A 14,281-nucleotide genomic window follows, 5' to 3' on the forward strand; every position below is an offset into this window, starting at 1 on the left:
TCCTTTTATTTATGTTTTTTATTCAACAAACGGGTGCTAGAGTTTAATGAAGCAACGATGGTTAATTGGACCTCGTTGCTCTTATTGGTTTATTAGAAATACTTCTGATAAAATTCCTTCCTAAGTTGACCACTTAAATCAGCATATATTCGAGTTGTTTCACTTTTCTCATGTCCCATTAAACTTTGTATTACTTCAATGGGGGCACCATTATTTAATAAATGAGTTGCGTAGCTGTGTCCCAATTGGTGAGGATAGATTTCTTTATTAATACCTGCTCGTTTGGATATACGTTTAATGATATATCTCATTTGTGCTTTGCTCATTCGATGAGAATGCCTTTCTGTTACAAAGATTGCTGCATCATTATCATCCCGACTTTCTATATATCGTTTAAGCCAAATATCGCATCGAATATTAAAATAAACTTCTCTTTCCTTGTCACCTTTACCCCTAACTATGGCAGAATGATTAGACCAATTTATGTTATTCTTATCAAGTATTACTATCTCTCCATTCCTACATCCTGTCGAAAACATGAACTCAAATAGAGTTTTTTCCAGAGGTGTAAAACAGGCTTCACGAAGATGTTCAATCTCCCTTTCTGTCAAAAACTTTGGAATTCGTTTCTCTGTCTTTGGCTCTTTAATCTTAGCAGCAGGGTTTATACTGATATGACCTTCCTCATATGACCAGCGAAGAAGTGATTTTATTGAACGGACACGATGAGCTAATGATGATAGTTTTAATGCTTTACTAGATTCAGATAAATATACTTTTAATTGTTCTGTTGTTAGTGAATTGATTTCTACATCTCCAAAATTACGAATAAGTAAGGTAACTTGGAGTTGATATGCTTTTAATGTTTGTGGTGAGAATCCTTCTATTCGTTTATCCGATTCATACGTTTCCCATGCTTGTGATAATAACAAAATACATCTCTCCCTTAAAATTTCTTTTAAAGGAATTATTGACTTGACTATAGAAATTGAAACAGAAGAGACTATTCAACTATCGGAGCAGGTTGGCAATAGGATATCAGTCTTTTATGGTAAGATTATAGAATGAGACAAGATAAGTTATGGGGGGAATAGGTTGAAAATAATCATTTATATACTTTATTTATTATCATTGTTCTCATTAATAACATTAATTTACTCTATCAAAGAAAATTCGTTTGATTGGAAGAGTGTAATTTATACAAGTGCATTATTATATTCTGCAATTACTTTACAACAACAACTGAAGAAGAATAATAATTAGAAAAAGGGTTTATTGAGATATTCTACTAAAGGGGGCAATTGAATTATTAGGTGCTTATCGTGGCAACTTAGTGAAGGATAAGGAGGAAAAGCAATGTTTGAGTTCATTATATATAATTCCCCTTTTAACATTATTAATCGGATTAGAATTATACTTTGTAGGTGGTTCGAGGAAAGAAAATAAACTTAAAGGTGTTGGAATTGGATTTATAGCCTGTCTAATTCCCCTTGAATCACCAAATTTTATTCAAGGATTTGTCGAAGGGTTTGCTAATGGATACATTGACTAATTATAACGTTTATGAATTTTCGCTTTTCAAACTAACGGATGCGTTGATCTAGGAAGTATTAACGCATTTTTTATTGAAATTATTGAACTAACGGGGTAGGTTAATTTAGGTGTAATGATTCACAATCTGTATTTTTTTAATGTCCTTTTCCTCCACTTAAAAAGGCTTTCACCACATGAAAAAGGAGAATGATTTCATATGAAATCATCCCCTCAAATAGTTTGAAAATGCTTATACTGGTATTACTCATCAATGACTCGCTAAACGTTTTTCAAAATCCGCCTTAAACAACAGAATAGCATCAATATTTACAGCAAAATCGTGGTCACTGATATTAAAATTAGTTATAAACTCGTCAGATCTCTCTCGAACCATAATTGTCGGTCGGATATTGTCTCCAATAGCGTCCTGAGTTACAGCACTTCCATAGAAATACCAGTTAGTTTCTGTGGGCACATTAACTGCATTCGTAGATAAGTCATTTTTTATGATTTCGCATAAATTATCCATAAAATCTTCAGTAAGCTTAATGGATTTTCCATACATACCATCAACAGATATATCAGCATATCCATACCAAATATTCCTGCTTTTTCGCTTTCCGTCATTTGAAGTGAATGTTTCATCAAACAAAATCTTCATTTTCATTACCCTCCGTAAAAAAATTCTTCTTAACAATATTTTACACCAATTAGAAATTATATAATAGCTTGCTGTTAGTCTCACTAACTCGTATGAGTTAGGCGGCGTTGAAACGAAGGATTAACGCTTTTTTGTTGAAAGTTATTTAAGTATCGGGCAATTTAATTGAAGTAGGCATCTCACATCTACCTCATCTTATTAACAATGATAGGAGCAAGGTGAGAGTTAGTTGACCATTAGGCGTGACTACCTAAAGTTAAAAATGTATTTTTTTATCGCAGAGTTTGTCCTATCCAAAAAGGTCTCAAACGAATAGATTAATAAAGAGATTTTAAAATATTTTTTAAATCTATTATTAATAGAAGGGAGTTTTTTTAGAATGAAACGACATGACTATCTTTACATTGGTGATGGCTTCGACAACACTGTGAAGACATTTGATGCAGAATCGGGCAGGTTCCTTGGAAATTTTGTTCCATCAGGTGACAACGGCTTAAATGGTCCCCGGGGACTTATCTTCGATCATAATGGTAATCTCCTTGTTACTAACCAAAACGTACTGCCTCCTCCTCCTCCAGCACCTCAAAATGGAAGCATTTTAAAGTACGACGCACACACTGGACAGTTTCAAGGATTTCTCGTTAGTCCCAATGACCCTAACGCCCCGTTCGCCCCACGCGGTATTGTGCTCTCGAAACAAAATATTCTGTTTGTGGCAGACACTATTGTAGAGACCGAACTGAACGGAGAAGTGCGGACATATGACGGTACCACTGGGATGTTTCAGGGGAATCTTGAACACCCACCAGGAGTACAGTTTTTTCCCCGAAGTGTAGTAATTGGTCAAGACGGCTTGTTATATGTGTCCGTCCGTAACAACCCTACTACTGCAGAAGGTCAGCTTGGTGGACGGGTAGTGCGCTATAATTCGAAAACCCGGGAATTCATTGATGTGTTCATTGAGGGCGATTCCATCCCCGATTTTAACCGCCCGGAAGGTTTGGTCTTCGGTCCTGATGGCAACCTCTATATCACCAGTTTCAGAAGGAACGCGAATGACACGGACAAAATTCTTATCTTTGATGGGCGTAAGGGAAGGCTTCTAGATAAGATTGATCTCGATGTCGTCGGACAGCCCCGTGCCTTTGCACAGGCAATTCTGTTTGGTCCTAATGGCAAACTGTTTGTACCTATTACAGGACAGGGTCCCGCCGTTACTGGCGATCCTTTGGGACCTGATACAGGTTCTGTACGTCGCTACAACGTTAAGACCAAAAAATTTGAGGTGTTTGTGCGTCCGGCTCTTTTGGGAGGACCTTTAACGGAGCCGTGGTATCTGACATTTGGCAAAACGGACCCCGCAACACTAGCTTACGGGCATGACAAGGAAGGAAGAAAGCGCAGCGACCATGATCAACCCCATGATGATGAAAGCAGTGACTAGAATAGTAGTTAACATTTGAATATATAAGGAAAGACCGCCACTTGTGTTTAGATAGCGGTCTTTCTTTGGACAAGGTGTAACTTTTCTAAAGGATCCTTGACTTGTTTTAAAATATTCCTTACAGCTAGGTGAGTTCGCCAAGTTTCTAACATCGCACAGGTCAAGGTGGTTCTCTCGATACAGGTATTACGTCTTTATTTTCTTCATAGAGAGTGTGAAGAAATGCACTTGCGCTAACGGGTAGCTTTAGTTGAATAAGAAATCAAAATAAAATCACACATTTTAGATATGGCTATTATGTGTGGTTCTATTAATATCAAGCATTGTACTCCTCTAACCTAAATATAACATTGGTTATACCCATATATGGACGATCGTGATGGGGACTGCATGGTAGTTGAGTAAGCCCCTAGAACTTTGAGGCAAAGTAAAAGAACGAAAGAACATTTTCCTCATTGGATGATTAATTACAATTTGAAAATGGGTGTCTGTACAGGAACAAATGAAGTTAATGGTCATATCATCTATAAAATTTGAACGATAAAAATATAATTATTTTTCACGAACGGGAGCTTTAGTACAATAATAATTTTAAAGTCGTTTCCATTGGGGAGCGGCTTTTTTTATTGCTATAAAAATTTTAATAGTGTCAGAAACTATTGGTTTTGAAATTGAAATATAAATCCAATAAAAAAATAAAGGATAGATAGGTGTCATAATTAAGGTTCATAAATGACAGGTGAAAAAATTTAATAAAATAAAGTTGTGATGAATATCAACTTTGCATAAAGCTTTACAAGCTCAGCTACAGGCATTAGTAGGTGGAAAATGCCATTCTATAAAAAGAAATAATTTTTAACCAAATTCTCACTAACTCCTCTAAAAAACATCCAATTCGGGATGAATTGATGTCAATTCGCCCCCAATTGGGTGTTTTTTGAGCGACTTCCTCATTAATTGGTAATTGTACAAAAAACGACTCCTTTTATACAGTGGAATTAGAAAGCGCGGGAAGATCCCGTACTTGGCACAAGGAGGATTCCCAATGGAAAAGCTAAACTACGAAACAATTAAACATTATCAATCTTTTGCTTCTATTGGCGAAATAGATCTGGCTGTACGTGGGTTTTTAGATAAATTCAAATCATCTCTTTCTGGGGAGTCATCAAGGTGTTCAATTTCTTGTGAAGATATTCAGTGAAGGTTGTTGGAGTGTCATTTGCGAAATATGAAAGGGATTTCATGCGATCTCCATTTTATATGTTTCTAAAATAGAAATTTCGAAATGTGTGGTTGTGGAAAACCACACTAAAACTTAATGAAAGGATCGTGAAACATTGAATTATTCTACTTTTACATCAAACCAATTAAAACAGATCGCAGCTTTCCAAACGGAGAAAGAATTTCAGGAACAAATTGAAAAGTGGTTACACATGGTTAAACAGGAGTTTACGAATAGTGAATTAGTTGGTCTGAATCAATTGATTCGCTCCAGTATGTATCCTGGTGTCACGTATACAACGATTACCCACTTGCTGCAAGGCATCCAAAGCTCCATCGATTGCAGGGGAATTTCAAGTCGAACATTTAAACGAATGCTCATCAAAGCAAAGGCAGCGGGGCTTCTCATCGTGTATCCAAAAGTAAGTGTGGATGGACTGATTCCTCGTAATCTCTATATCTTTCAACCTTTTCTAACAAAAAAATCTAGGAGGTATGCAACATGAGTAAACTATTAATCCAAGAAAACCCGATGGTGATTCTGCCGTCATTAGCAGAGAAAATCGGCTTAAATCAAGCCATTGTGATTCAGCAATTTCATTATTGGCTTCAATCGAGCAAACATACCATTGACGGGAGAAAATGGATTTATAACTCGTACAAGAAGTGGGAAAGCCAGTTTACATTTTGGTCAGGGAGAACGATCGAGCGAGCGATTCGTTCTCTTGAAGAACAGGGCCTTTTACTATCAGCCAATCATAATCGATCCAAACAGGACAAAACCAAATGGTATAGCATCAACTATGAAAAATTAGAAGAGTTAGAGCAAGGTTTTGATGGCAATCTGTCACCTTCCACAAACCAAAAGGATGAACCGGAAGAGTCGAATGGGATAGCCGCGATAGACAATCTGGTAGATGCAACAACACAGATTGACGAACCGGGAGACACAGATTGTGTAATTGAGACAGCCAATATGGATGCTTCAATCCGACAAACTGACGAACGGCATCCGACAAAATGTGTAACCGCATCCGTCAATTTGTACCAACCATTACCAGAGATTACTACAGAGACTATCTCAGAGATAAACTCAAAGACTAACTCAGAGAGAAAAAAATCTTCTCTCCCTTTTGCCGAAATCATTACATGCTTGAACAACCAAACCAATTCCCGCTACAAGGTGAATTCAAGAAAAACGAAGGAGTTGATTCAGGCTCGCTTCAACGAAGGCTTTCAAATGGACGATTTTAAAAGAGTCATAGAGATCAAAACGGAAGAGTGGAGGAACGACCCGGTTTGGTGTAAATATCTACGACCCGAAACCTTATTTGGAACGAAGTTTGAATCGTATCTTAATCAAAAGAACGGAAAGAAAACCTATCGTGAGGAGGATTTTAATCTAGATGACTAAACGTGAAGTCTTTCAATTACTAAAGCTGATTTCGGTTTATTATGATTCCTTTGAGCTCGATCAAGAAAAGGTGGATCAATGGCATGCCGTGTTAAGAGGGGAAACGTATAAAAATTTGGAAATGAACTTGTGGAAGCATGCGGCAAGTTCTCCTTACCCGCCGCGGATTTCAGAGTTGGTATGTAAACCCGTGAATGGCTCCCGAGTGATACCAGATGGCGATGAAACAAAGTACATCATTTACGTAAAGGAAAAACCAGCCAGCAAAGAAGTAGTGGAACGGTCACTCGCAGGGATTCGAGAAATTTTAGGCATCAAAAGAGGGGAAGACTGATGGAACGGAATCCTTATTTTCATATTGAGGTCGAACAAGCGGTCATTGGGGCGTTATTTTTAGAGGGAGAATTGATCAAGGAATGTACGTTACGACCTGAGCATTTTTACTCTTCAAAGTTAAGAAACATTTACATCTTGATGCAGCAATTAGCGGAAAAAGGCAAACCGATTGATGTAGTATCTGTTGCAGAAGAAGCAGGTCCAGATCACTTTTCCGAAATAGGAGGCTGGGATCTTTTACCCTCTCTAGCCGACTGTGCACCTTCGACAGCCAATTTCCAGTATCACCAAGAAATTGTCAAAAAGTATGCTCATAAAAGAAATACGGTACTGATTGCCAATAAGATCCAAAAAGCCACGAAAGAAGGGGAGCTAGACCAGATCATACGTGATGGAATCCAAGATTTACAGTCGGTAGAAGACCTGCTAAACGAAGAAAATCTCGGGGATATTCAACAAGGGTTAATGGATTTGTATGTGGATTGTGAACAAGATCTTGGAGACATTAGTGGTGTTCCATCAGGATTCAAGGATCTTGACGGACTAACAGGGGGATTTCAAGAATCGGACCTTGTCGTCATTGGGGCCCGTCCAAGTGTAGGGAAAACAGCCTTTGCTTTGAACATTGCCTTACAAGCAGCCCAAGAAGACGTATCGATTATTTTTTCTTTGGAGATGTCGAAGAAACAATTACTCAAAAGAGCTGTCGGTCAAATGGGGAATGTCAGTTCTATCAAATTAAGAAATCCGAATCGCCTTTTTGATGAAAAGGATTGGAACCGCCTTCAACATGCATTGGGAATGATCTCGAAGATGAGTTTGCATATTTATGATCAAGGCGGAATGGATGTCCCATACATCTGGTCACATGTGAGAAAACTGCGGCAACATTATGGGGAGGAAAAAAGATTGCTCGTGTTCATTGATTATTTGCAATTAATTAACGGAGATCCACGTTTAAAAGGAAATCGGCAGGCAGAGATCAGTGAAATCAGCCGGGCACTGAAGCAAATGGCGAAGGAGTTGAACGTGGTAGTCGTTGCCCTTTCGCAACTGAGCCGGGCCGTTGAAAGCAGACAAGACAAGCGTCCGATGTTATCGGATCTACGTGACAGCGGACAAATTGAACAAGATTCTGATTTAATTGCCTTTTTATATCGCGAGGATTATTATGACCGAGAGTCCAAGTTCAAAGATCGGATTGAAATTATTTTGGCCAAGCATCGGAATGGGCCTGTGGGAACCGTGAAACTGGCGTTTTTGAAAGAGTATGGGAAGTTTTTGGATATGGTGGGCTAGAGGAGTGAGAGTAATATCCACCTTATTCTTTAGAAACGATGCTACTAATAGAAAAGGGACGTGTCCTATGAACGATTATACTCGTAAACCCATAAAGATAAGAGTATTTTGATTGAAGAAAAAACGAATGATTTGGAACTTGTTATTGTTATTAAGGTCATAGATGGGGATACCATTGTCGTTTCTGATGGCAGAAGAGTAAGGTTGGTCGGAGTAAATACCCCGGAGGCCTCGTATTACAAGAAGGAACCGTATGGAATCCAGGCGAAAAATTATACAACCTATAAATTACTGGGGAAATCGGTTTGGCTGCAAAGAGATGTCTCCGATGTAGACATTTATAATCGTTCTTTGCGAATCGTGTGGTTGGAGAAACCGGTAAAATCTATGGATATAGTTGAAATTCGTGAAAAGATGTTTAATGCCCAGCTTGTGTTAGAGGGTCTTGCGGAGGCCAAGGCTTATATTCCTGATGTTACATATAACCGCTTTTTGATTAGGTTTATGGGCGAGGCTAAGGAAACGAGGAGGGGGATGTGGGGGAGTAAAATAATAGAAATGTATTCTTTTTCATTAGACAAATAGAGAAATAGACGACTTAATTGGTGTGCTGGAATTGGGCAGACACGCATGACTTAACATCGTGTTCCTTCTAAAGTGTAAGTTTATTCCCGACTACCGGTATCATTAGAACAAAGCACGTATATTTTATTAATTACTCATAAATGTTGATAAAACAAGGTTTGGGGTCGGTACCAAGGATTAAGACCACAAATACAATTGCTAAAAGCCCTGACTTTAATATCCTAGTTCGGGCTATATGTTATTCTATTGGCAAAGAGCTCAATTCAAGAAGTTCATTCTGATCCTGGAAACTTCCTTTATCAACAACATTTAAACGTAGGTTTGTTTCATCATAGTCCAAAATAATAGGTTGTATACGCTTCGAGACTTGTAATGATGCAGTTAATTTCAGAGACTGAGTCAAGTTACCTGTATTCAATTCAGAACCTCTAGGGTGTTTACTCTGAATTTCTTTCCGTTTTTCAGAATACTTTACTCCAGCTTCAAGTTTATTAACATCGGTTTTAATGAGAGGATAGAGTATCCATTTATACATTTCTAATATAGTACTCTGGAAACCATCTGAAAAGTTTATTAGAAAAGAGTTATATCTGCCAGATTGCTGATCAACAATTTGTTTTACCAATAATTTTACATTTATATCATTGCCTATAATTATTTTTGTAGTTTGTGTTTCTAAGATACTATTCTTCATACATACCTGATAACATGCTTCCTGTACTAAATGAACACTGTCAAAGCAATATTCTAATAAATCTGCTTTGAAATTATCAGTAAAACAAATAAATATGAGATTAATTAAGCCCTAAGTGTAGCTTTAAATAGAGTTTGAACAAGAATCCTGTGTGGTGCAGGGTTCTTTCTTATTAAGCGATTTGGGCCATTTAATGGAGTACACGGGGGAAGTCGAAGTTGTTTTATCGAATAGCAACTAAGGTATCGAATTTTTGAAACTATTTGAACGTGATGGCATTCAAGAAATAAGGTTCCCGATATTCCAATAGCAGAGGGTTTACGAAGTGTTGTTTGTTAACAAGATGTTGTATGACATCCCCGAAAATCCAATTTCACAATTTCCTATACTGTGACTTTTCTTTGTTATCATGAACTGTAACAAGGTGTTTTTTGTATGGAAGGAATTTGTAATTTTTGAATATAATAATTATGAAGATGATCAGGTAATAAACTTTTACACATAAGGAGATAAAACTATGGCAAAAAACAAATTACTAAGAATGGACAATGTCGGCATCGTTGTAGAATCCCTTGATAACGCAATCTCTTTCTTCGAGGAGATTGGCTTGAACCTTGAAGGGAGAGCCACTGTCGAAGGTGAATGGGCTGGTCGCGTAACCGGACTGGGTTCTCAGTGCGTAGAGATTGCTATGATGGTTACCCCAGATGGCCACAGCCGACTTGAACTTTCGCGATTTCTCACCCCACCTACTATATCAGATCACCGGACTGCCCCTGTAAACACCCTCGGTTATCTACGCGTCATGTTCACCGTTGAAGACATTGACGAAATGGTATCCAGACTCACTAAGTATGGTGCTCAGCTCGTTGGCGAAGTGGTTCAGTACGAGGACTCGTATCGGCTCTGCTACATTCGTGGAACCGAAGGACTTCTAATCGGTTTGGCGGAACAACTCGGTAACAAATAAGTAAGTGACGTTTTATAAAAAGCCTTTACTGAAATATATATTACTGAAGTAAAAATTGAAACAGAAAAGCTGAGTGAAAGTAACTCGAAAAAGTCGGGTACGTCATATAACACAGCATTCACGCTGCGGGACTCTCCGAGCCCCTAGGTCGTCAGGAGAAGAAGCAAGGAAGCAGATTCAGGCGACACCCCCCGAGAGCCTAAGAACTTCGTTCTAAGACTCCCGGGTTCGTGAATACGAAAACGTTATATGCCAATACGTCTCGATTTGAAGAAAATTCTTATTCAATAAAAGGACGCTATTCTTGAAGAAGGTGTTCTCTTTGGATCGGACCATTTTCTTCAGGTAACGTTTATAAAGAAATAACTTCATTAGAATAAGAGTTATACTATTGCTATTTTTTGGTATATCTGTTACTCTTAGGAAGAATTATTTTTGTTCTTTTTTCAGATAGATTTTTGTTTTTCGTCTAAGGTATTTGAGCAAGGATAGTAACACAAAGTGTGGAGATCCACACGAGGAGGCAACAATAATGGAACAAGGTAAAGTTAAGTGGTTTAATGCAGAAAAAGGTTTTGGATTCATCGAGCGTGAAGCAGGAGAAGACGTATTCGTACATTTCTCAGCAATCCAAAGCGACGGTTTCAAATCTTTAGACGAAGGTCAAAGTGTAACTTTTGAAATTGAACAAGGCCAACGTGGCGCACAAGCTACAAACGTTCAAAAAGCTTAATCCTAGCAGATGGCAGACCCTAAATGAAGGGTCTGTTTTTTTATTTACTTTGGACGTACTAGTATTTACATAGGGATGGAGAGTTTATAGGAGCACAGTCGTCTACGGGATGCTGATATGTCACCAGGAAGTTATTGGTCAGGAGTTTTTAACGGACGTGTTAAGAGAATATGAGATTTAAATTAAGCCCTAATTGTAGCTTTAGAACAGAGTTTGATAAGTTTTAAAGGTTAATCGTTTATAAAAAAATTGATCAAGAATCCTGTGTTGTGCAGGGTTCTTTCTCATTTTAAGCAATCGTGCCGGATTGTTGAAGAAGGACATTACTGAATTTACAGATATCTATGAAGGAAGTTTTTTTCATTCCGCAAAGCTATCTATATCATAGCAACGCAAAAATGGAAGAACAAAAGAAACCTATACATGCCCTAGTTTTCTATAAATAGTTTTTCTACCATTTTGATAATTTGTCCAATCCTCTTTCCTTACTCTGAATAAACTGAAGTTAGAGAAGTTCACTTTTATCAAAGAAAGAGAGTGATTAATGATGTCAAGATTTATTTCAGGATTTGAAGAACTCTGTGAGAAACTAGCGAGGATTCTTAAAGGTACACCTTTTCATGAAGATGGTGAATGTACGATTATGATTGAAAGAGACCTTGATGTAGAAATACTTGGAAAACCATACAAAACGGAGCATGAGATTACTGTCCAATCATTAGAACATGGAGAATCTCTAAATACAGGTGAACTAGTTGTTTTGCAAAAAGAAGTAAATCCTTTACTCGTAGCTTTAAAAAAGCAAGGCTTTTTAGTCACAGCAATACACAACCATTGGCTTTTTGACAAACCAAAACTTATGTACATTCACATTGAATCAGTGGACGAGCCTGTTGAATTTGCTAAAAAACTAAGAGATGCTTTAAGTGTTTTAGATTAAAAGATATGGCGGTCAAATAAATTTGACTGCCATATCTTTTTATAATAGCTTTTTTATCTTTTCGTCAAGAAAATATTTACGTTTACATTTATGTTTTTATCATTGATTGCATATAACAGGTTAGATAAACCTTGCACTTTTTCTATATTGAGCCGATTCATTCACTCAATCGACAGAGAAAGCCGCGTTCAAAAATAAACCGCAAAGGGTGATTCTTTCATGGCGAGAAGAGTCGCAAAAAATGGTCGTGGTAAACGGGATCGACGCAAAAGAACTGTTTAACAAGGTCAAATAAGAAAAAATGAGTGAAGAAAAAACCAATAATACCATGTACACCTTAATATACTCTAGATACATTTGTCCCCCACATTTTTTTGGGCTTTTTTCATTGCTTCAAAGGCTTGCTATTTCTTCAGAGATAGGAACCCGATGAGTTTTATCCTTGATCTTACGCTGCTCTCCAACAACCCACCAACCAAATCGCAAAAAGCAAGAGCCGTTCCATATGAAATATAAGGCTCTTGTTTTATTTGTAACGGATTCGGTTGACGGTTCAATTAATAATAGACTAATTGGAAACACAATTCACATATGCTTGTTGAATGCCTTAGTTTAAAACAAGGAAAAATCACCAAAAAAGACAAAGCACTAGTAGTCTATGAGTTAAGGCATAAATACCTGGTGAAGGAACTCTTAAAGCTCGCTGATTTTCCGCATTAGCACATATTATGATTTTGTGAAGAGAATGAATCGATCAGATCCAGATAGTGACTTGAAAGCTGAAATTAAGGATATCTATAAGGAACATGAAGTTTGTTACGGTTACCGACGTATACGTGATGAGCCAGCGAATCGTAGGCAAAAAATGGATCACAAAAAAACCCAACGTGTCATGAGACTAATTATGTAGTTTATTTTCCTGTAAGTAAATATTTTTATTATATATAGAAGTAGTTCTCCTATAGATTTATTTTAAAAATAAGCATAACCACTTTATCAAAGTTATACCTTATCTCACCATAGAAAGGATGATTCAATGAACAACAAACTCAAGCATAAGCAATAAGAGCGCCATTAATCTATTGATTAACAGCACCTATCATTACTATTCTTTATAGTTCAGCTGATCTTCAATCTGACCGTCATCATTGTGGATGATAACCATTGTAGAAGTATCTTTTGCCATTTTCTTTGCTTCTTCTATAGCTTTGTCTTTCGATTCAGTAGTAAGTTCAGGGTCATCCTCACCTTCACGTTTTATGGCCCAGCCTTCTTCCTTGTGTGGTACAACGTGAAATCTTGCATCTTCTGTGCCTGCACGTTCCTCAAAGTATTCATTGCGGTTGTTGTTATTATTGTCTGCCATGAATTTACCTCCTCTAAAGAGTGTTGTTCTTCATTCTTTTTCTTCCCCGTATCTGTTTGATGGAAACATATTTCTGATTTGAATATGAAATATTAATAAAAAGTACTTTTCAGGGGCGAACTGAAATTATTACGCCAATGCCAATTACGAAAATCTCGAATTGCCAGCAATATGAAGAATAGAAGTTAAGTTTTAGAATTTGTTATATATAATAGGAAGAAACTCATCCAAAAAACAAGAGCTGTCCCAATATATGAAATATAATGGAGAAGGTAAGGAGATCAGCTGGTCATAGTAATATTACGACAACCAGTGGATACCTTAAGGATTCGTATAGTGATTTAGAGTTTAATTATTGAACTTAAAATTTTAGTCAATATTGATAATAAAACCCTAGCAAATTAGCTAGGGTTTTTAAGTTTCAATTACAAATCTTAAAACGTAGGCCGTCATAGACGAATTGTGCTCTAGTTGAATAACTAGATATACTTGAGAAGAAATAGTTTTTTCTTTTCCATTTTTCTCCTCTTTTTCCTTAACGCATAGCTAAGTAGATCTAAAGACATACGTTTGCTTGAGGCTGATTAAAATTCAAAACTGCCATTTTATAATTGGCTTGAGGAAAATTAATTACTAGAGAAAAGGACCGATATGGAAGGTGTTTAGATGGGTGATATTTATGGCGGGGTAGCGTCAGGAAAGGTAGATTTACAATGTTTAGGAATCGATTTTTAATTTGGCTTGTTCAACTAAAGTAGCCAATAGTCGAAGAAATGCTCATTCTGTTCCTTGTTTTCCAAAACCATCACTAAATTAAGAGGATGAAGGGTTTTATTTTTTCGTAAAAGTTTATAATTTTGCTCTATTATTTCTTTATTTTGATCTATCATATCCTTTATGATTCGATGCATTTCGTTCTCGCAAGTTTCATGATTATTTTTTAGGTTTTCATATAAGGGAGGTACTGATGGCTTATTCTTTTCATTATCTATTGAAAATCCCTCCTAGTGCAGATTAGACATTAACTTTACTCTCATTATAAACGAAAGAGTACGATATTTATATTAAAATTATATGAGTATTCA

15 protein-coding genes and 1 pseudogene are annotated in these 14,281 nt (G+C 37.0%); 12 read left to right on the forward strand and 4 right to left on the reverse strand.

The features are described from left to right. Positions 1 to 92 precede the first annotated feature (92 nt). Positions 93 to 932 carry a tyrosine-type recombinase/integrase gene (locus R4Z10_RS08275; protein ID WP_338472712.1) on the reverse strand — a complete coding sequence of 280 codons (840 nt, stop codon included), beginning with the start codon at positions 930 to 932 and terminating at the stop codon, positions 93 to 95. 428 nt (positions 933 to 1,360) lie between these two features. Here R4Z10_RS08275 and R4Z10_RS08280 point away from each other — a divergent pair, with 428 nt between their 5' ends. After that, complete coding sequence (locus R4Z10_RS08280; RefSeq protein ID WP_338472713.1) at positions 1,361 to 1,552, forward strand: hypothetical protein; 192 nt, start codon at positions 1,361 to 1,363, stop codon at positions 1,550 to 1,552. Between the two features lie 249 nt (positions 1,553 to 1,801). Here the strand turns inward: R4Z10_RS08280 and R4Z10_RS08285 are convergent, their stop codons facing one another. Then, entirely contained in the window at positions 1,802 to 2,194 is a 393-nt protein-coding gene (locus tag R4Z10_RS08285; protein ID WP_338472714.1) for a hypothetical protein, read from the reverse strand. Between the two features lie 379 nt (positions 2,195 to 2,573). On the opposite strand from R4Z10_RS08285, the gene R4Z10_RS08290 reads away from it, so the two are divergent. From R4Z10_RS08290 to R4Z10_RS08320, 7 genes are all read left to right on the forward strand, one after another. After that, positions 2,574 to 3,638 carry an NHL repeat-containing protein gene (locus R4Z10_RS08290; RefSeq protein WP_338472715.1) on the forward strand — a complete coding sequence of 355 codons (1,065 nt, stop codon included), beginning with the start codon at positions 2,574 to 2,576 and terminating at the stop codon, positions 3,636 to 3,638. Between the two features lie 1,045 nt (positions 3,639 to 4,683). After that, on the forward strand, positions 4,684 to 4,839 hold the full coding sequence (locus R4Z10_RS08295; RefSeq protein WP_338472716.1) for a hypothetical protein: 156 nt from the start codon (positions 4,684 to 4,686) through the stop codon (positions 4,837 to 4,839). A gap of 136 nt (positions 4,840 to 4,975) precedes the next feature. Further along, on the forward strand, positions 4,976 to 5,365 hold the full coding sequence (locus R4Z10_RS08300) for a hypothetical protein (protein ID WP_338472717.1): 390 nt from the start codon (positions 4,976 to 4,978) through the stop codon (positions 5,363 to 5,365). Beyond that, positions 5,362 to 6,273 (forward strand): conserved phage C-terminal domain-containing protein, encoded by a 912-nt coding sequence (locus R4Z10_RS08305; protein WP_338472718.1) that lies wholly within the window; start codon positions 5,362 to 5,364, stop codon positions 6,271 to 6,273. Before R4Z10_RS08300 ends, R4Z10_RS08305 begins: the two co-directional genes overlap by 4 nt. Continuing rightward, positions 6,266 to 6,607, forward strand: coding sequence for a hypothetical protein (locus tag R4Z10_RS08310; protein ID WP_338472719.1), 342 nt, complete (start codon positions 6,266 to 6,268; stop codon positions 6,605 to 6,607). Before R4Z10_RS08305 ends, R4Z10_RS08310 begins: the two co-directional genes overlap by 8 nt. Continuing rightward, entirely contained in the window at positions 6,607 to 7,908 is a 1,302-nt protein-coding gene (gene dnaB / locus R4Z10_RS08315) for a replicative DNA helicase (protein WP_338472720.1), read from the forward strand. The genes R4Z10_RS08310 and dnaB overlap by 1 nt, the downstream gene beginning before the upstream one ends. 108 nt (positions 7,909 to 8,016) lie before the next feature. After that, complete coding sequence (locus R4Z10_RS08320; protein WP_338472721.1) at positions 8,017 to 8,493, forward strand: thermonuclease family protein; 477 nt, start codon at positions 8,017 to 8,019, stop codon at positions 8,491 to 8,493. Between the two features lie 238 nt (positions 8,494 to 8,731). On the opposite strand, the gene R4Z10_RS08325 is transcribed toward R4Z10_RS08320, so the two are convergent. Next, entirely contained in the window at positions 8,732 to 9,187 is a 456-nt protein-coding gene (locus tag R4Z10_RS08325; protein ID WP_338472722.1) for a hypothetical protein, read from the reverse strand. A 517-nt stretch (positions 9,188 to 9,704) separates the two neighbouring features. Between R4Z10_RS08325 and R4Z10_RS08330 the strand changes: the two genes are divergently transcribed. The 4 genes and pseudogenes from R4Z10_RS08330 to R4Z10_RS08345 form a co-directional block, all read left to right on the forward strand. Next, positions 9,705 to 10,157, forward strand: coding sequence for a VOC family protein (locus tag R4Z10_RS08330; protein WP_338472723.1), 453 nt, complete (start codon positions 9,705 to 9,707; stop codon positions 10,155 to 10,157). A gap of 532 nt (positions 10,158 to 10,689) precedes the next feature. Beyond that, positions 10,690 to 10,890: a cold-shock protein gene (locus R4Z10_RS08335; RefSeq protein ID WP_338472724.1), complete on the forward strand. Its 201-nt coding sequence runs from the start codon at positions 10,690 to 10,692 to the stop codon at positions 10,888 to 10,890. 547 nt (positions 10,891 to 11,437) lie between these two features. Further along, complete coding sequence (locus tag R4Z10_RS08340) at positions 11,438 to 11,830, forward strand: DUF1259 domain-containing protein (RefSeq protein ID WP_338472725.1); 393 nt, start codon at positions 11,438 to 11,440, stop codon at positions 11,828 to 11,830. Between the two features lie 582 nt (positions 11,831 to 12,412). Next, a pseudogene (locus R4Z10_RS08345) lies at positions 12,413 to 12,728 on the forward strand (IS3 family transposase); the annotation flags it as partial. A 207-nt stretch (positions 12,729 to 12,935) separates the two neighbouring features. On the opposite strand, the gene R4Z10_RS08350 reads toward R4Z10_RS08345, so the two are convergent. Next, a complete protein-coding gene (locus R4Z10_RS08350) occupies positions 12,936 to 13,196 on the reverse strand; it encodes a DUF2188 domain-containing protein (RefSeq protein ID WP_338472726.1) in 261 nt (86 codons plus the stop codon). Positions 13,197 to 14,281 lie beyond the last annotated feature (1,085 nt).

Source organism: Niallia sp. XMNu-256, assembly GCF_036670015.1.
Taxonomy (GTDB): Bacteria; Bacillota; Bacilli; order Bacillales; family Cytobacillaceae; genus Bacillus_BD.